This window comes from Marinobacter sp. C1S70, assembly GCF_000475355.1.
Taxonomy (GTDB): Bacteria; Pseudomonadota; Gammaproteobacteria; order Pseudomonadales; family Oleiphilaceae; genus Marinobacter; species Marinobacter nauticus.
This window is the reverse complement of sequence record NZ_AXBW01000029.1, coordinates 18,282-36,814: the sequence shown is the minus strand read 5'-3', so window position 1 is coordinate 36,814 and position 18,533 is coordinate 18,282. Positions and strand designations below refer to the sequence as shown.

Annotated in this window: 16 protein-coding genes and 1 tRNA gene; 9 read left to right on the top strand and 8 right to left on the bottom strand. The window is 56.2% G+C overall.

What is annotated here, in order from left to right:
* Window positions 1-4 precede the first annotated feature (4 nt).
* From Q669_RS09875 to Q669_RS09855, 5 genes are all read right to left on the bottom strand, one after another.
* Entirely contained in the window at window positions 5-937 is a 933-nt protein-coding gene (locus tag Q669_RS09875; RefSeq protein ID WP_011783996.1) for an ABC transporter permease, read from the bottom strand.
* Entirely contained in the window at window positions 934-1,983 is a 1,050-nt protein-coding gene (locus Q669_RS09870; protein WP_011783995.1) for an ABC transporter permease, read from the bottom strand. The genes Q669_RS09875 and Q669_RS09870 overlap by 4 nt, the downstream gene beginning before the upstream one ends.
* 81 nt (window positions 1,984-2,064) lie before the next feature.
* Window positions 2,065-3,627 carry an ABC transporter substrate-binding protein gene (locus Q669_RS09865; RefSeq protein ID WP_022992107.1) on the bottom strand — a complete coding sequence of 521 codons (1,563 nt, stop codon included), beginning with the start codon at window positions 3,625-3,627 and terminating at the stop codon, window positions 2,065-2,067.
* Between the two features lie 156 nt (window positions 3,628-3,783).
* Window positions 3,784-4,506: an LrgB family protein gene (locus Q669_RS09860; protein WP_014420317.1), complete on the bottom strand. Its 723-nt coding sequence runs from the start codon at window positions 4,504-4,506 to the stop codon at window positions 3,784-3,786.
* Entirely contained in the window at window positions 4,499-4,864 is a 366-nt protein-coding gene (locus Q669_RS09855) for a CidA/LrgA family protein (protein ID WP_022992106.1), read from the bottom strand. The genes Q669_RS09860 and Q669_RS09855 overlap by 8 nt, the downstream gene beginning before the upstream one ends.
* A 78-nt stretch (window positions 4,865-4,942) precedes the next feature.
* Here Q669_RS09855 and Q669_RS09850 point away from each other — a divergent pair, with 78 nt between their 5' ends.
* From Q669_RS09850 to Q669_RS09835, 4 genes are all read left to right on the top strand, one after another.
* Entirely contained in the window at window positions 4,943-5,488 is a 546-nt protein-coding gene (locus tag Q669_RS09850; RefSeq protein WP_022992105.1) for a YaeQ family protein, read from the top strand.
* A 194-nt stretch (window positions 5,489-5,682) separates the two neighbouring features.
* Window positions 5,683-5,759: transfer RNA gene (locus Q669_RS09845), tRNA-Arg, on the top strand.
* Window positions 5,760-6,933: 1,174 nt separating this feature from the next.
* Window positions 6,934-9,138 carry a hypothetical protein gene (locus tag Q669_RS09840; RefSeq protein WP_022992104.1) on the top strand — a complete coding sequence of 735 codons (2,205 nt, stop codon included), beginning with the start codon at window positions 6,934-6,936 and terminating at the stop codon, window positions 9,136-9,138.
* A gap of 295 nt (window positions 9,139-9,433) precedes the next feature.
* Window positions 9,434-10,237 carry a viperin family antiviral radical SAM protein gene (locus Q669_RS09835; protein WP_227501081.1) on the top strand — a complete coding sequence of 268 codons (804 nt, stop codon included), beginning with the start codon at window positions 9,434-9,436 and terminating at the stop codon, window positions 10,235-10,237.
* Window positions 10,238-10,904: 667 nt separating this feature from the next.
* On the opposite strand, the gene Q669_RS09830 is transcribed toward Q669_RS09835, so the two are convergent.
* Entirely contained in the window at window positions 10,905-11,957 is a 1,053-nt protein-coding gene (locus Q669_RS09830; protein WP_227501087.1) for a low temperature requirement protein A, read from the bottom strand.
* Between the two features lie 42 nt (window positions 11,958-11,999).
* Here Q669_RS09830 and Q669_RS19725 point away from each other — a divergent pair, with 42 nt between their 5' ends.
* On the top strand, window positions 12,000-12,227 hold the full coding sequence (locus tag Q669_RS19725) for a hypothetical protein (protein WP_164732071.1): 228 nt from the start codon (window positions 12,000-12,002) through the stop codon (window positions 12,225-12,227).
* Window positions 12,228-12,276: 49 nt separating this feature from the next.
* Here the strand turns inward: Q669_RS19725 and Q669_RS09825 are convergent, their stop codons facing one another.
* Complete coding sequence (locus tag Q669_RS09825) at window positions 12,277-13,290, bottom strand: zinc-binding alcohol dehydrogenase family protein (RefSeq protein ID WP_022992100.1); 1,014 nt, start codon at window positions 13,288-13,290, stop codon at window positions 12,277-12,279.
* 281 nt (window positions 13,291-13,571) lie between these two features.
* Between Q669_RS09825 and Q669_RS09820 the strand changes: the two genes are divergently transcribed.
* Window positions 13,572-14,468 carry a LysR family transcriptional regulator gene (locus tag Q669_RS09820; protein WP_022992099.1) on the top strand — a complete coding sequence of 299 codons (897 nt, stop codon included), beginning with the start codon at window positions 13,572-13,574 and terminating at the stop codon, window positions 14,466-14,468.
* Between the two features lie 269 nt (window positions 14,469-14,737).
* Here Q669_RS09820 and Q669_RS09815 read toward each other — a convergent pair whose 3' ends face one another.
* Window positions 14,738-15,850 (bottom strand): S-(hydroxymethyl)glutathione dehydrogenase/class III alcohol dehydrogenase, encoded by a 1,113-nt coding sequence (locus Q669_RS09815; protein ID WP_022992098.1) that lies wholly within the window; start codon window positions 15,848-15,850, stop codon window positions 14,738-14,740.
* Window positions 15,851-15,959: 109 nt separating this feature from the next.
* Between Q669_RS09815 and Q669_RS09810 the strand changes: the two genes are divergently transcribed.
* The 3 genes from Q669_RS09810 to Q669_RS09800 all read left to right on the top strand — a co-directional run bounded on the left by Q669_RS09810 (window position 15,960) and on the right by Q669_RS09800 (window position 18,526).
* Window positions 15,960-16,547, top strand: a complete 588-nt coding sequence (locus Q669_RS09810; protein WP_022992097.1) for a TetR/AcrR family transcriptional regulator — start codon at window positions 15,960-15,962, stop codon at window positions 16,545-16,547.
* Between the two features lie 75 nt (window positions 16,548-16,622).
* Window positions 16,623-17,744 (top strand): alkene reductase, encoded by a 1,122-nt coding sequence (locus tag Q669_RS09805; RefSeq protein WP_022992096.1) that lies wholly within the window; start codon window positions 16,623-16,625, stop codon window positions 17,742-17,744.
* A 32-nt stretch (window positions 17,745-17,776) separates the two neighbouring features.
* Window positions 17,777-18,526: an SDR family oxidoreductase gene (locus Q669_RS09800; RefSeq protein ID WP_022992095.1), complete on the top strand. Its 750-nt coding sequence runs from the start codon at window positions 17,777-17,779 to the stop codon at window positions 18,524-18,526.
* Window positions 18,527-18,533: the final 7 nt, after the last annotated feature.

Below are 18,533 nucleotides of genomic sequence, written 5' to 3'. Positions count from 1 at the left end.
GGTGTTACCCCTTGTACAGCCGTGGGTTCATTACATCCCGCAACCAGTCACCCAACAGGTTGATGACCAGCACGAGCACCACCAGCACCAGGCCCGGGATCAGGGTGATCCACCAGGAACCGCTCTGAATGTAGTCAAAACCGGATTTGATCAACGAACCCAGTGACGGCTGGGTTTCCGGCATGCCAAGGCCGAGGAACGACAGCGCCGCTTCGGAGATAATGGCATTGGCAATCTGTACCGTGGCAATCACAAAAATCGGCGACAGGGTATTGGGCAGGATGTGCCGGAACATGATGCGCGGCGTACCGAAACCCATCACCTTGGCGGCATCCACATACTCCTTTTTCTTCTCCGCCAGCACTGAGGCCCGGACAGTACGGGCGATCTGCGGCCATTCCGCCACACCGATGATGAAGATCAGCATGTAGATGGCAATCTCGCCGAACATCAGGTTGCCAAAACTGGCCTTGAACACAGCACCCACAATAATGGCGACCATCAGGGTGGAGAACGACAGCTGCACGTCGGCAATGCGCATCAGGATGGCATCGACCTTACCGCCCAGATAGCCGGCCAGAAGACCAAACAAGATACCCAACGCCGCCTGCAGCACCACGGCCCCAAAGCCGATCATCAGCGACACCCGGGTGCCGTACAGAATGGTGGAGAGCAGATCCCGCCCCTGGGCATCGGTGCCCAGCGGGAAGGCAGGATCAGCCCCGTCCAGGCCCACCGGTGGAAGCTCGGAGTTCATGATGTTGATCTGCGCCAGATCATATGGATCGGCGGGCGCCAGCCAAGGCGCAAACACCGCCGCCAGCACCATGGCCAGCAGCACCAGAAAGCTCGCAATCGCTACCTTGTCGCGTTTGAAGCTGTACCAGAAAAAGGACTCGCGGAAGCGGTCCCAGCGGGAAACCGTTGCCGTTGTCATGCTTTCTTACCTGTCAGTTTGACGGTGGGATTGACCAGTCCGTAGATCAGGTCCACCAGGGTGTTGGTCACCACAAAGATCAGGCCAACCACCATCAGGTAAGCCACAATCAGGGGAATATCGCTGCGAGTGATGGCCTCCAGGAACATCAGACCCAGCCCCGGCCACTGAAACACCGTCTCGGTCAGGATGGTGTAGGCCACCATAATGCCGATCTGTACGCCACCCACAGTAATCACCGGCAGCATGGTGTTCTTCAGGGCATGCAGGAAATTGATACGGCCCGCACTCAAACCCTTGGCCCGGGCATAGCGGATGTAATCGCTTTGCAGAACTTCCATCATCTCCGCCCGGATCAGGCGGATAAACAGCGGCAGCATAATGGACGCCAGCGACACGCAGGGCAGCACCAGATGGGCCAGGCCTTCGCTGGTAAACAGGCCGGATTCCCAGGTGCCGAACAGGTGCACCAGGTCATCACCACGGCCATAGGACGGCAGCCCACCTTCGGTGGTAAAGAAATCGTTGAGCCACTGGCCCCAACCGGTATCGGCCGGAAACCAGTTGACCGTTACACCAATGGAGAACAACTGAATCAGAACAATGGCCGTGAGAAACACCGGTATGGAAATACCGACCGTACTCACGCCCATGAAGAATTTGGACAGCCAGGCCTGGGGTCGGATGGCGGCATACACGCCAATGGGTACCGACAGGAAGATGATGATCAGGCTCGCGCCGATCACCAGCTCCAGGGTCGCTGGCAGATGTTCGGCAATCACTTCCAGCGCCGGCTTGCTGTAAAAATAGGAATTGCCCAGGTCGCCCTGTATGGCATTACCCGCAAACCGCAGGTACTGGACCAGGAAGGGGTCGTTCAGCCCCAGCTCCTCGCGAATGGCTTCCCGCTCTTCGGCAGAGACGGACATGCCCACCATTTCCTGAAGCGGGTCCCCTAGGCCATCCTGAATGGCAAAGGCGATGATGCTGATCACAAACATGACCAGCAGCGCCTGGGATATCCGCTGAACCAAAAACGCTAGCATGAAGGATTTACCGTTGATGAATACGTGAAAGCCTCTCTCCCGCACCGGGAGAGAGGTTGGGTCTCAGGGAGCACGCTCCCCTTATTCGATAACCAGATCGCCCAGGTAGGGGAAGTTCATGACATTGAGCACCGGCTCGATGTTCACGCCCTTGCGAGAGGCCCAGGCCAGGTCCTGCCAGTGCAGCGGTACGAAGGCTGCGTCGTCGTACAGACGCTGTTCCACTTCCTGCAGCATGGCCGCACGCTTGTCCAGGTCGGTCTCCACGTTGGCTTTTTCCACCAGGGCATCGATTTCCGGGTTGCAGTAGTTGCCGGCGTTGTACTGGCCATCACCGCTGTCAGCATCCGGGCAGAAGGTGAGGAATTCGTAGAAGTTGGCCGAATCCTCGGTGTCTGCGTGCCAGCCAATCAGCATCATATCGGCGGCACGGTTGTCATACTCCGGCCAGTACTGGGCTTTCGGCAGGGTTTTCAGATCCACCTTGATGTTGATGCGCGCCAGCATGGCCGCCGCTGCCTGTGCGATCTTGTCGTCGTTCACGTAGCGGTTGTTGGGGGCCATCATGGTGATGGTAAAGCCGTCCTCATAGCGGGCTTCTTTCATCAGCTGCTTGGCTTTCTCAACATCGAAGCGAGGCTTCAGGTTTTCGTTATGGCCCTGGTAACCCGCTGGCGACATCTGTGCTGCCGGCGTGGCAAAGCCTTTCATGATCTTGGCAGCAATGCCTTCCTGGTTGATGGCGTAGGCGATCGCCTGGCGAACTTTCGGATTCTTGAAGGCTTCAACCCGCTCCTGATTCATATGGAACAGGATGATACGGGTGCCGCTCATGGTCACCAGTTCGCTGTTGCGGTCGCGCTTGATGCGGTCCAGATCATTGGGCGGAACCGGAGCGATGAAATCGACACCACCGGAGAGCAGAGCGGATACCCGGGTAGCGTTTTCCTTGATCGGAGTCAGCACGATCTTGCCCACGTTGCCCGGAGACTCAGTATCCCAGTAATCATCGAAACGCTCGAACTCGACACGCACGCCCTGTTTACGCTCGGTTACCGTGTAAGGACCGGTGCCGGACAGGTTCTCGGAAGCAAAGGAGTTGCCGTGCTTGAGGATGGCGTCCTTGTCTTTGCCATCTTCGGTCTGGCCGGAATAGAACTCACTGTCCAGCGGGAAAATGTAGGTGGCGGTGTTCAGCAGCAGAGGGTAAGGCTCGCTGGTGACCAGCTCGAAGGTGTAATCGTCGATCACATTGATGGCGCTGAAGGGTTTGAAAATCGCCTTGAAGTCCTGGCTTTCCTTCAGTCGCTCAAAGGTGAACTTCACATCGGCCGTGGTCAGTTCGTTACCGGAATGGAACTTCACACCCTCGCGCAGCTTGAAGCGCATGGTCTTGTCGTCCACACGCTCCCAGCTTTCTGCCAGGCGCGGCTCGAAACCCAGATCTTTGGTCCAGCGCAACAGCGGATCAAAGCTCATGTGGGACAACTGCAGAATGCCGCCAGACAACTGCTCATGAATATCGAGGGTTACGGGATCGGCGTCGTACGCCATTTTCAGTTCTTTGGTCGCATCGGCTGCCAGGGCCAGAGGCGCAGACGCCAGGGCCATGGAGCCAACAAAAGCTGCCAGTATCTTTTTCATCGCGTTTTCCGTCGCTGTTTTAGGAATTTTCACGGAACATCGGTGCAGGACGGCACCGATTGCCTGGCAAACAAGCTAGTCTCGGAAAACCCTTACGGCAATCGAAATTGCGACATGGGCCTATTCGTATGGTGAATGACCCAAAAAGCAGCAACCTCAGAACGGAAAAACAAAAGGCAAAAACAGCGCCGTAAACACGCCCGTCAATCCCATCCCCAGGGAAGCAAAAGCGCCCGCCGTGGGGCTGATCTCAAACGCCCGGGCAGTGCCAATGGCATGACCGTTGAGCCCCAGGGCAAAACCCACCATCCGGTCATCGGAAATCTTCATCCATTTGGCTCCCCAGTCCACAAATACCGAGGCCAGTACGCCGGTAATCAGCAGGCCGCCGAGGGTGAGTGCGACCGAGCCACCCAGCTGTTCGGCAATACCCATGGCAATGGGCGCGGTAACCGACTTCGGCGCCAGCGACGCCAGTATGGAAAGCGGAGCGTCCATCAGCCAGGCAATACCCACCGCATAGACGGCTGCCAGACTGGCCGCCAGTGGCAAGGTGCACAGAATTGGCCGCCAGAGCGCGCGAATATGGTGCATCTGCTGATACAAAGGCACACCCAGGGCCACCGTCGCCGGGCCCAACAATACCGTTAACCAGCGCGCCCCCTGCTGATAGGTTTCATAGCCAATACCACTGGCCGCCACCGCCGCCGCCAGAATCACCGCCGCCATCAATACCGGCGGCATCCACAGGGGGCGTCCCACCTTCGCGAACAACCAGTTTGCCGCCATAAACGCCGCCAGCGTCAGGGCAATGGAAAGCATCGGGCCTGTGGTCCAGACCAGCAGCAATTCCTGCATTCGTCCGTTGAACTCAGTCATGACTGTGCCCCCGGGTGCGATCTCCCGCTGTTTTCTTCATCAGCCACAGCGTGGTCACGGAACTCAGCAAGGTACCCGCAACCAAAGCCACTGCAACGGAAGACCAGTGGCCCGCAAAGCGATCGGCAATAAAGAACACCCCGACAACACCCGGTGAAATCAGCAGCACCAGCACCGAGATCAGCCCGCGACTGGCTTCCGCCAACTGATCACTGACCCGCCCCCTCAACATCAGAGTGGCCGTGACCATCACCATCCCCAGCACGCCACCACTGATGGGCAGGCCGACCAGTACCCGCAATGCCTCACCCAGCAGAAAAAACACCACCAGAACCAGAAAACCCCGCAACAACACCATGCTGCTATGCCCCGCCACGCTCAATATGCTCTACACTAACGCCCTGACCCGCCCAAAGACCACAGGACTATTCATTCAATGGCACTGAAAGCCACCATCTTCAAAGCCACCCTCCATATCGCCGATATGGACCGGCACTACTACGCCGACCACCATCTGACCGTTGCCCGCCATCCCTCTGAAACCGACGAGCGGATGATGATCCGGCTGCTGGCCTTCGCCCTCAACGCCAACGATAACCTGGAATTTACCAAAGGCCTGAGCACAGACGACGAGCCGGAACTCTGGCAAAAATCCCTGACCGGAGACATCGAACTCTGGGTGGAACTGGGCCTGCCCGAGGAAGACCGCCTGCGCAAGGCCTGCAACAAGGCCAACCAGGTCATTCTCTATACCTACGGCGGGCGTGCGGTGCCGGTGTGGTGGGACAAGCACCATAACAAGCTGGAAAGATTTAGCAACCTTACTATTGTCGACCTTCCGGCAGAGGAAACAGCGGCATTGGCCGCCTTGGCAGAACGGTCTATGACCTTGCAGGTAAGCATTCAGGATGGCGAAGTGACCATCAGCAACGAGCATAACCTGGTCAACCTGACGCCAGACCAGCGGCTACCCCGAATCTGAACGAAACGGTTAATGGCCGGGGCTGGACAGAAGCCGCCGGCACACGTAAGATTGCGCACTCGAAATTGACGAGCACTCGTTGTTTCGAATGCGCCCGTAGCTCAGCTGGATAGAGCGTTGCCCTCCGGAGGCAAGGGTCAGAGAAAAAATCCGGAACCGAAGGCAACGGTCAAACATGCCAAATTTGTTGAAATCCGCCCGTAGCTCAGCTGGATAGAGCGTCGCCCTCCGGAGGCGAAGGTCTCAGGTTCGAATCCTGACGGGCGGGCCATTAATTTGGCAAATCAATGAGTTATCACCAAGGCAACACCCTCACCTGTCTCGCTCGCACCTGAGCAGGCCAAACACCTCCGATTCGATCAGTGACCTTTGCACGGTAAGATTAAAAGCGGGAATTTTTCTCGATTGTTGCGCCTGTGCCCAAATGGTGCCTTGGCAGTGCCCAGTTAATTCGGGCGAATGCATCACGACCTACTAGTGTGACCTTTGCACAGTTTGCACCTAACTATCTTCATGGCACAGCCACGCTGCGCCATCCAAGCAGACATTTTCAGCTTTTGGTCCCTAGGCGGACATTCGGGTTGGACAGTAACGCCCGGTTCACGCGCCGGTTTGGAGCCGCTGACCTGACCCAGCATTTACTCCACCCAGAATATTCAAACCCGAATACAGTGCTCGTTGTTTTTCTCGGAGAAAGCTTGCGGTTCCTGGTGTTTCGTTCTGACTTAGTACACTTTAATAATCTTTCCTACTAAATTAGTAAACTTCACTACTAAACAGAACTAAAGAGCTCGCATGGAGGTCTCAGCCTTTTGATTATTCATGTAAACGCCTCAATACAAGGCCCATTAACATGTCGGTGACTCCAGCGCCCCAGTGCTCGGTTTAATTTAGCTCGGATCCGTGAGTAGCATTGGTCGCAAAGCGGACACCCAGGTTGATCGATAAATGCCGATGAAATGGCCTCCGTTTGAGGCCAAGAGATTTCCCGTGTTGCGGAGCAAGTCCAGTTTGAATGTTTGATTCTTGGGCTGACGCGTTAACTTCCTTGGGGATGCGTACGACGGTGCCTTTGGCGATTGTATTTTCCCCTTGCGGAGGGGAAGTGAGCGGTTTCCCTTTGCGGCCAGCTCCGGGACCTCGGCCTCTTATCCGCCCACCACGAGATAGTCGATATTTTTTACTGACGGCAGTGGCTCTCCCGAACAGCCAATGCCAGTCGGAGTAGCCGAAAGCGTTGCGTTGCATAAAAACATCTAGTTGACGTAGATAAATCGACGCCCTAAGATTTGGCTGGCGTTAATTTGCAGTCGGCTAACGAGCCTGATGCTCACCCTCCGCTCCTGTCTGATGCACGGGAGGTTTCAGCTGCAAACCAGATCTTTTTCTGGCGCGTGACCTAATTAGTGAGACCTAGTCCTAGTCTTAATCAGCAGGAGACACCCGTGCTCAAAATTGATGCGCCTTTAGGCGACCTCTCTATTAATGAAAAAACCGAACTGACCGAACGTTTCATTCAAGCGCTCGATGAATCTGGCATCGATGGCCCGTTCCGCACACTGCTCACCGAACATTTTTCCGAAAACTGGAAGCGCGTCTTCTGGACGGCATGTGATCTCGAAGATGCCCTGAAGCGGACTCTGCCGCATACCATGGATTCGGAGAAATGCGCAGCGTTTCTGTCAGCCCCCCGGTTGATGGATAAGCTTAGCTTCGAACTGCAGACCCGGCACGTGGCGCCTCGCCAGAAGTCTGTGCTTTTTCGTTTCGCTGAGGACGTTGCGCTGAGTTGCTTTCCGGCATCGCCCTACGCGTTCTACCACTCCGTTTTCGAATCGCAGTCAGGTGCCTTCGCCCCGGTCTCTTTCTGGCAGTTTGTCTTTGGGCTCTACGGCCGGGACTTCTGCTATTCCCCCGCTCTCTTCGGTGACGAAGTGCTCCAAGCAATGGGGCCGGACGAAAGGAGCGACCGGCTCTGGAACTTTTTCCGTGTGATGGCTTCCCAGGTGGATCACCAGCCAGACGGGGCCATCGCGGATGAGTTTGAATACCGGATGAAAAACCTGATTGCGGTGGCTTCGCTGGAGCTTCAGCCCTTGGACGACCTTCAGGGCCCGCCGACCCGCAGCAACCATGAATTCCTGAAGGGCATGAAGTTCCTCAGAACGTGGGTTGCGCGTGATGCAGAATCCGGCCTCCTCGCCAATGAGTTCGAGGGAGTGTTCCGGGCAGTGGAGGACGAGTGGGCAGCGCTCAGCAGAGCTCTGGAACGGGAAATCGCCTCGGCCAACCACCACAAGGTGCTGGCCGCGGCCCAAGAATGGTTGAACATCCACCGGACTCAGTTGCACGAGACCTTGTATATTCATATGAACCTGTCCTCTGCGTCGGACGAGGAAAAGGAGCTTTGGGCGAAGCAACTGAACGCCATCTTTACACGGCGCACCAGCCCCCCCGACATTTTTTCGCAATCTGCGGAGGAGCGAGTCGCTGCTGAAGGAGAATATCTCAAACAACTCTGCGACCGGCTTACAGCCGGGCATATCGAAGCCTGGCTCCGGTGGTCGGTCCGGCGAGACCTTTCTGTCACCCTGCAAAGTTATAAGCGAACAGGGTACGGCGGCTTCTCTATCGGTGGTGAGAGTGGAAAATGGTGGGCGGCGGGTTTATTTGACGCCTGGAAGTCGTGCTGGCTGGACGAGCTTAGCCGTCTGGACCCCAAGAGCAAGGTGGCGGCCCTGTCGGGTCGGTTGCGTCTAGAAACTGAAGCAGCTTTCCAAGAGCTCCAGGATTGGTGGAAGGCGCTGCTCCAGGACCTGATCCAAGAACACGAATTCCCAACCCAGCTGATCCCGGAGTGGACCGTCGCTGCGATCGACCGGCTGGATGATGAATTTTTGGCCCCACACATCGACAAAAGCCTCGGATTGCTTCGACGCACGCTTGCCGAGAATGGCCAGCCAGAGCACCAGAAGCAGCTGAAGCAGTTGTTGAGCCGCCTGGAGTTTTTAAATTCATCCAAAGCGCTTCGCCACCGCCTGATGCTCATGCGCTCCTCGCCCCGACCGCTTGCAGACGAATCGGTTTGCCGGTTCAGTCTGAAGAACGATGACAATGCCACTGACTGGTATGGATCGATGGAACATCAGGCCAGGGTCCGTTGGGCGAATATTGTGAATTCAAAACCGGGCGTTCGCTCCGAGGAATACGAAGACGCTGAAATCGCATGCTACGAAGCGTTTTCGCGCGACCTGATGGATTTCTGCCTCAGCCGCCTTAGGCTCCGGAAGGGGGAAAAGCTCATTGGCGATACCTACGAGGCGGGCCAGGTGACCGAACAATCCCCCATCTGGCGCCAGGGGTATCTGAAAGCACTTATGGAGCTTGGCTTTGATCCGTCAGGAAAGGTGCATAAGGCCGTTTTCTTCACCAGACAGTCCGATCCGGATGAGAGTGTGCGGGAGGTCGCCAGAGAGTGTTACCGGGCGGTTCGCAGGGACTCGAAAAAGAACCCTGGCCTGAGGGATCTGAAGCGCGGCCTGATCGCGGCCGAATGGTGGCTGCTCATGACACAGCGGCTCGATCTCGGTTCCGACGTCAACTATGAGAAGGCACTCAGGCATCGCCGCGCCCTCCTGCGCAACCCATGATAACCGGCCGAAAGGCCAATCCTGAACAAAATGGTGTACTGGAGCCCGATGCTCCTACTCTGACGCCGTGCGTCCGCCATGTAGCCACTTTACGGGCCGTGCAGACGGTTACCGTCAAGGAGTATACGCATGTACACGAAATCGAAGACCTCTCTTAATCCCGCGAACCCAACTGCGGCGTTGTCTGCCAACGTTCCTGTGTTAGAGGAACTGACACTTAACTGGCACATCACCGAAGCGTGTAACTACCGGTGCCGGTATTGCTACGCCAAGTGGACAGACGGGCCGGACCCGCGTGAGCTATTTCATGATCCGGAGCTTGCTGACCGAGCTTTTCCGCTTCTTTCGCCCTGGGAACCACAGCAATCCCTTGCGAAAAAAGCTTTCCTGGAAAGCGCTGCGCCTGAACTTAGCCGGCGGCGAACCGTCCATTCTCGGCGAACGTCTGGTCGAAATCGTGCAGGCGGCGAGAGAGGTCGGTTTTCGGGTGTCGCTCATCAGCAATGCCTCGCGTCTGACCCCTCTGATGATACGACAGCTCGCGCCGGATCTGACCTGTCTGGGTATCAGCCTCGATTCGGCTGTAGCCGCCACCAATCGAGAGATCGGCCGTTTTGACGGAAAAGGTAGACTCCTCCATCTAAGTCAGCTGGTCGAAAATTTACGGCTGGCGCGCCAGCTCAATCCTGAGCTGGCCTTGAAACTCAATACGGTGGTGAACCGGCGTAATGTTCGCGAGGATCTGAGTCACCTGGCTGACGAACTTCGACCGGATCGCTGGAAAATCCTTCGCATGCTCCCAATCACCGACCGCTCCTTGGCCGTCAGTGATGAAGAGTTTTACACATTCGTTGAGAGACATCGCAGGTTCGAACCGATCCAGTGTGTCGAGGATAACGAGGACATGTGTGAGTCGTATCTCATGGTCGACCCCTATGGCCGGTTCTTCCAGAATCACACTTCGCTAGCACAGGGGTATATTTACAGCCAGCCCGTTTTGCTGGCGGGCGCTGGGTCTGCGTTCTCCGACCTGCCATTCGATGCAGACAGATTTCAGTCTCGCTACACGGTCGGAGCAGCTGGAGGGATTCAGCGGTGAAAAGGTACAGTTCGGACAAGGACTGGAATGTCCTGATTAGACGCCTGGTCAGACACGGTTGGACCTACAGGCGCGGTGGCAAGCACGGCCGCTTAACCCATCCGGAGTGGTCCCGAACACTAACCGTACCGATTTCTCCAAGCGACCGGCGGAGCCTAAAAAACTTCCTGCAGTTTCTGAGGTCGGCCCGAATTCTGGGCAGGAAAGATTGGCATCCCAATTAATTTTGGGTACGCGTTGTCAGGAATGCCCTTCGTCTGATTCGGGGGGCATTCTGGTCCAACTTAGAGTTTTTTTCGCCTACCGCTCGCTGTTCTGGCAATCAAGGGGAAAACCTGGTCGGATTATTTGTAAGCAACCCGAGGGGCATCCATTGATGGAGCTAAATAGACGTGCGTGTCATTCTGCCCCCGTTATCACCATCCTCGTTCTAGTCCTACAGGCGAGTAGAGTTTTTCGTTCTTTGCTTTTTCGCCAGATTTTTTGAGGGTCAAGGTCTTCAGGTGAATCTTGGGTACGCAAGCGTCCGCTTTTGTTTAGCTGGGCCCGGAGTCAGCCCTGGTCGCAAAGCGAACGTTCATAAGTACTGTTCACTACAAGCCCGAGCCGAGAAGCGGAGCTTGGACAGTGCTCAGTAAATGACACCGCTCGATTTATTGACAGCCAGCTAGTGGCCATCAGCAGTACCTATCGACCTAACAGCTCGATAAATCGGCACGACAATCTGTGAGAACAGCGCCAGCCCCCAAAGAGCGTTGCCGAAAATCGACGGCACGAAAGGGTGAACGGCCAATAGGACCAAGGCCATGAAAATACCGAACACCCTCAAACCAGTGCTGTGGTAGTGGCAGTTGGCATCGTCATTGGCCACCATCCGCTGCAGCGTCCAGAGCGCCGCAAGAAAAACGGCGAGGCCGACCGAACCGAGCGCACCATAGCCTTCAGGATAAGGCTCCTGCAGACCGACATAAACTTCACCGGCTAGCGCGACGCTAATCGCCACCGCGCTCCAAAGGATCGCGATGTGTCCCAGCCAGTATCCCACCAGTACATCGACATGGCGGCTCTTCGGCTTCGCATTGCCGACGCTGTCGAAATAGATCCAGGCCAGCGCGAAGAGAGACAAACCGCCCATGGTCACATTGAAAAGCGTCCCCGCGCCAACCTTATAGATGCCCTTATCCGCCAGCGTTAGCACCAGCTTGAAGAAGCCCTCTCCCAGCAGAATCAACATCAGCAGGCCGAAACGCTTCGAGATATGGCCAAGACTCGGCACGAAGCGCTCGAAACGCAGAGTACCGACGCGCGGCAGCATGTACTGCAGCTGAATGGCTACCACGCCGGCACCGAAAACCCAGTAAGCATGTGGTTTTGGTAGAAAAGCCGACACCGCGAACAACCCGGCCAATACGAAGAAATTCCGCCCCTGCTCCTGCGCCAACTCGTTACCCGCGCTGTCGACACAACGCGCACGCCAATACAAATAGGCCGTCAGTGCCCGATTCAGCGCGTAGCCCAGCGCGAAATACACCCAGCCTTTACCGCCCACGTCTGTAATCGCCGCCGCAATCACCATCATCGTCACGATCTGCAGTGCCATCGCCACGCGATGCGGCATGTCCGTGGAGATATACAGCGAGTTGTAGACCGAACTGTCTGCCCAGGCGTAGAAAATCGCCAGGAACAGACCGGTGAAAATCCAGAAGCCCGGCCAGTCCAGATGGTGGGAAAGTTAGTTCCCCAGAATGAAGATCGTGACAACATGGATCAGATCGAAGAACAGTTCGACCCAGTGAACATGGTCGTGTGCATCATCCACATCCATGTAATGGCGCGGTCGCCGCCAGAGAAGATCGTTCAGTGCCATACGCTCATCCTGTTTTGCATTGCCGTGGCGGCAAGTATCAATGCAGTCACCGCCAACCCCAAAAACGCAAACGCTCCAAGCGCCTTGATCTCTCACCACTTTGGTCAGCAAGTTATCCGTTGAGCTTTTCACAGGTAATTTTATGACCTGATCAAGCCTGCTCACCTGCCTTTCAGAAACCCTCTAAAACGATCTTGCCCTTCGCTTTTCCGCTTTCAATCAGGGCATGGGCGCGCTTGAGGTTTTCGGCATTGATCGTCCCGAAACTCTCGGTCGCGGTCGAACGAATCTTCGCGGCGTCGATCAAAGCAGCGACGGCATCCAGGATTTCACCCTGACGCGCGATGTCGTCGGTGGTGAACAGCGAACGCGTGAACATCAGCTCCCAATGAATCGACACGGCCTTAGCCTTGAATGGCATGATGTCAAACACTTCAGGATCGTCAATCAGGCCAAACCGACCCTGAGGCGCAATGAATTCGACGATCTGCGGCACGTAGGTTTCGGAATAGTTGGTCGAAAATACGAACCCTGGCGCGCCGATGTTCAGGGCTGCAATCTGTTCCGACAAGGATTTGGAATGGTCCACGACATAATGCGCGCCCAGCTCCTTGACCCATTCTTGCGTTTCGGGGCGCGAGGCCGTTGCAATGATGGTCAGATCGGTCTGCTCGCGCAGAAGCTGTATCGCAATAGAGCCAACGCCGCCCGCGCCGCCAATGATCACGATGGCATTCGCGGCACCCGGCACGGAATCGGTGACCTTCAGGCGGTCAAAGATCATCTCCTGGGCTGTCAGTGTCGTCAGGGGCAAGGCGGCAGCTGCGGACGTTTCGATGCTTTTCGGCGCGTGGCCGACGATGCGGGCATCAACGAGGTGGTATTCGGCATTGGTGCCGGGGCGGTTGATCGCACCCGCATACCAGACCTTGTCGCCGGTTTTGAACTGGCTAACCTTGTCGCCAATTTCTACAACCTCGCCCACGGCGTCCCAACCGAGGATCACTGGCGTACCGCCCTCGGCAGCGCGGCTTTGGCGGATTTTCGTGTCGATCGGGTTAACCGACACGGCCTCGACCTTGACGAGGATGTCATGGCCGGTCGCGGTGGGTTTTTCGATCTCAAGGTCGATCAAGGCGTTGGCGCGGTCAATTGCGCCATTAATGGTATAGCCGATAGCTTTCATTTTCGTTCTCCAGAAGTGGCTTGGGATGCACGGCACGCCACTGTTTGTGACGACGGTTTCGATGGACCAAATGTACAAGCCTTCCATTGCCGGATAAACGATCGAAACACGAAATAATAATCCGGAAAATCCGGACATTATTTTTTACGGAGATACCCTGTTCCAGTAACCCGATCGCCTTCGGTTTTCGGAATTTCCTGACAGAGGCCGAGTCATTTAACTGTTTGCCATGGTCGGATAAATCGATAAGATCAAAAGAGATAATTCGGAACTTCCTTTTAATGTTGATTGATAACATCCGCCTTTTTCTAACCATCGCCGAGAAAGGCAGTCTTGTCGCTGCCGGCCGTGAGGTGGGCCTTTCTGCAAGCACGGTTTCCGAGCGGCTTGCCGCTCTGGAAGCACATTACGGCGTTGTTCTTTTCAACCGCACCACACGGTCGCTAAGCCTGACCGAAGAAGGCCGGACGTTGCTGAGTGGTGCCAAAGAGGTGCTGGCCGAGATCGATGACCTCGACACTCGAATCCGCCACGGGGCCGAGACACTGTCGGGGCCGATCCGCATCAGTGCACCGATCGGTCTGGGCCGCAGTTTCGTTTCGGATGTGATCTCGACCTTCACAACTGAGCATCCCGCGATCTCAGTCGACTTGCACCTGTCCGACGGATATGTGGACATCGTTGGCCAAGGTTTCGATCTTGCGTTGCGCTTTGGCACGTTGACAGACAGCACCTTGAGGGCCCGAAACCTTGGACACCATCGCCGGATTGTCTGCGCATCTCCTGCATACATTGCTGCACATGGCGCACCGCAAGAGCCTGCCGACCTGATTCGACATAACTGCTTGGTCATGCGGTTCGGAGCGATCCCTGACAATGTGTGGCGCTTTGGTACCGAGAAAAGCCCAATGAGTGTGACGGTGCGCGGCAATAAGACAGTTAATGATGGCTCTTTAGTGCGACGATGGGCGCTTGATGGCCTTGGCATTGCCCTCAAGTCAGAACTGGAAGTTGGGCCCGACATTGAATCCGGGAGGCTGGTGCCTCTGTTGCAGGAGTACAGCCCGCTGCCGACCCCTCTTCAGATGATGTTTCCTCCGGGGCGATCACAGTCTCGGCGCGTGCGCGCTCTGGCGGAAACATTGACTGACGCCGTTGCGAAAAAGATAAAGGTGTAATCGGTTTCAAATGTTTACTTTTGTTTGCGACTGGAGGAGCCCAATCGAAACGCGAGGGTGGTCATTTCAAATCCTACGAAGGGATGAGTCACACATTTCAGGCGGAGCGGGAGTGGCCGGTCGTCGCCAGGGATCTTCTTCGTTTCTTTGCGGGAACTTAGCACCAGATAACTTATGACCGGTGCCCGCTAGGGTCGCATACCGGGCGTTGAACACGACGCTCTGGGCGTCGCATTCACCATAACGCATACGGAAGCGAAAGCGGAACATCAGAAGTGAATCACCGAACGGATGCTTTTGCCTTCGTGCATCAGGTCAAAGGCGTCATTGATCTGTTCAAGCTTCATGTCATGAGTGATAAAGACATCCAGCGGAATCTCTCCGGTCTTGGCCTTTTCCACGTAGCCCGGCAGCTCGGTGCGGCCTTTCACCCCGCCGAACGCAGAGCCTTTCCAGACTCGGCCCGTGACCAGCTGGAACGGACGGGTGCTGATTTCCTCACCGGCACCGGCCACCCCGATAATGATGGATTCGCCCCAGCCCTTGTGACAGCACTCCAGGGCCGAGCGCATCAGCTGGACGTTGCCGACGCACTCGAAGGAATAATCCACCCCGCCGTCGGTCATTTCCACAATGACTTCCTGGATCGGCTTGTCGTAATCCTTGGGGTTGACCACATCGGTGGCGCCCAGGTCCTTGGCGATGTCGAATTTACCCGGGTTGATGTCAATGGCGATGATGCGGCTGGCCTTGGCCATTTTGGCGCCAATAATCGCCGCCAGGCCGATACCGCCCAGGCCGAAGATGGCTACAGTGGCGCCTTCTTCCACCTTGGCAGTATTGAGCACGGCACCGATACCGGTGGTGACGCCACAGCCCAGCAAGCAGACTTTTTCCAGCGGCGCTTCCTTGGGAATTTTTGCCAGCGAGACTTCCGGCAGCACCGTATACTCGGAGAAGGTGGAGCAGCCCATATAGTGATATACCGGCTCACCCTTGTAGCTGAAGCGGGAGGTGCCGTCGGGCATCACACCTTTACCCTGGGTCTCACGCACGGAGCCACAGAGGTTGGTTTTCCCGGACGTGCAGAACTTGCACTGCCCACACTCGGCCGTATACAGCGGAATAACATGATCACCGACTTCTACAGACGTCACGCCCTCGCCAACCGCTTCGACAATACCGCCGCCCTCATGGCCCAGAATGGCTGGGAAAATGCCCTCCGAATCGGCGCCGGACAAGGTATAGGCATCGGTGTGGCAAACACCGGTCGCAACGATGCGAACCAGGACTTCGCCTTTTTTTGGCGCTTCAACGTCAACTTCTACGATTTCCAGCGGCTTGTTAGGCGCGAATGCCACGGCGGCACGGGATTTGATCACTGGCAGACTCCTTCAATACAGTTCAGGGGTAATTCGGCTATTCCGGACAACATGTCTCGGGTTATACGAATTTGACTCATTGTAGACGACCGGTCTATATATAGCAACCATGACATCCACTGACACGCGTTACCACATCATCCAGACCGGCGCCGACCTGATCGGCCAGAAAGGGTTTGGCGCGACAGGCATCAACGGCGTACTAACATCGGCCGGCGTGCCCAAAGGGTCGTTCTACCATTATTTCAAGAGTAAAAACGATTTCGGACTCGCCATCATTGATTTCTTCGCCGAGGAATATGACGCAAAGTTGGATCGGATTTTCAACGACACCAGTCGTTCCTGCCTTGATTGTCTTCGCGCCTACTTCGACACCGGCCAGGAAACCATGACCAGTTGCGAGTTCACCCGCGGTTGCCTCATTGGCAATCTTGGCCAGGAACTGGCCGGCCAAGATGAAGTTTTCCGCAAACGTCTGGATACTGTATTTCAAGGCTGGGAAAAGCGTTTCGAGCGCTGCATTGAAGAAGCCAGACTGGCTGGAGAAGTGGATGAATCCATCGTTCCCGCCGATGTAGCCAGCTTTCTGCTTTCAGGCTGGGAGGGCGCCATCCTGAGAGCCAAAGTCCTGAAGAGCACCGAGCCGATGGAGCGTTTTGTTTCCGTCTTTTTCCGTCAGTGTCTTGGCATTGCCTGACACTTCCTTTTTTTTCGCCATTCGACTAGTAGACTGGTCTAATTAAAATCATTTCATCCTCAGGAAGGATACTTAATGAGCAATCCAAACGATCCACTGTTTCAGCCATATCTTCTGGGCGATCTTGCCCTTCCCAACCGGGTACTGATGTCGCCCCTCACCCGGGCCCGTTCCACTCAGCCCGGCGATATCCCGAATGAGATGAATGCCCGGTACTACCAGCAGCGCGCCGATGCGGGCCTGATTTTGAGCGAGGCCACTCAGGTATCGCCCCAGGGCAAAGGCTATGCGTTTACCCCAGGCATTCATTCCCCGGAACAGGTTGTGGGCTGGAAGAAGGTAACAACTGCCGTGCACATGGCCGGTGGACGCATACACGCTCAGCTATGGCACGTAGGCCGGATTTCCCACACCGCCCTGCAGCCAGATGGCAATAAGCCAGTGGCTCCGTCTGCCATCCAGCCTGAGGGTGCGAAAACCTTCATCAGTGCCGATTCAGGAATGGTGGATGTGCCGGAACCAAAAGCTCTGGACGCAGGTGAGATGTCGGCTATCGTAGAGCAGTTTCGTCAGGGCGCCATCAACGCCAAGTCCGCAGGGTTCGACGGTGTTCAGGTACACGCTGCCAATGGCTACCTGCTGGACCAGTTCCTCAAAAGCGGCAGCAATCAGCGCACCGACGAATTTGGCGGTGCGGTGGAAAACCGCATGCGCCTGCCGCTGATGGTGGTGAAAGCGGTCATCGACGTCTGGGGTAAAGAAAACGTCGGTGTGCGTATCAGCCCGACCGGCAGCTTCAATGCCATGTATGACGAAGATCCAGTGGAAACCTTCGGTGCTTTTGCCAGTCGCCTCAATGATCTGGGCATTGCCTATCTGGAAGTGGTTGAAGATTCCTTCCAGGGCAACCATGCCAATGGCCGCCCGGAAGAAGTGATCGACGTTATCAAGGCCGGATTCAAGGGCACTTATATTGCCAACGGTGCCTATACCGCAGAGGAAGCGCGCAAGCGCATCAGCGCTGGCCGTTGTGACCTGGTCACCTTTGGCCGTCCGTTTATTGCCAATCCCGACCTGCCGGCGCGTTTCCGCGAGCACGCCGAGTTGAACAAGTGGGACGACAGCACATTTTATGGCGGCGATGAGCGCGGCTATACCGATTACCCAACGCTGGAAGAACTCGAAGTCAGCGCCTGAAGAAAACTTTTATCACCAAAAGGAAACAAACCATGAGCAACACCAACGATCTGATCAATAGCAAAGTTGTGATTATCACCGGCGCCAGCAGTGGCCTCGGTGAAGCTACGGCCCGCCGCCTGGCCGACCGCGGCGCAAAACTGGTGCTAGCAGCACGCCGAGAAGACCGCCTGAAAGCCCTGTCTGAGGACCTGAGTGCCAAGGGCGCCGAAGTCATCTGGCAGGTCACCGATGTAACCGACCGCAAACAGGTGGAAGCCCTGGCCGCCTCGGCAAAAGAAGCTTTTGGCAGGATCGATGTGCTGGTCAATAATGCCGGCTTGATGCCATTGGCACCGCTGGATGCGCTCAAGGTAGACGAGTGGGACCAGATGGTGGATGTAAACATCAAAGGTGTGATGTACGGCATTGCGGCGGTGTTGCCCACCATGCGGGAACAGCACAGCGGCCACGTGATAAACCTGTCCTCTGTCGCCGGTCACAAGCTCTTCCCCGGTGCCGCTGTTTACTGCGCAACGAAATTCGCAGTCAAAGCCCTCTCGGAAGGCTTGCGGATGGAAGCCGGTGATGAGATTCGCAGCACCAACATCTCACCGGGTGCCGTAGCGACCGAACTCACCAGCACCATTACCGATCCAAATGCCAAGAAAGCGGCAGAAGATCTGTACAGCGTTGCGATTGATGCCGATGCCGTGGCGCGGGCCATCGTTTATGCCATCGAGCAACCGGCCGATGTCGATATTAACGAGATTATCTTGCGGCCCACCGCCCAAGAACTGTAAAAGTCGA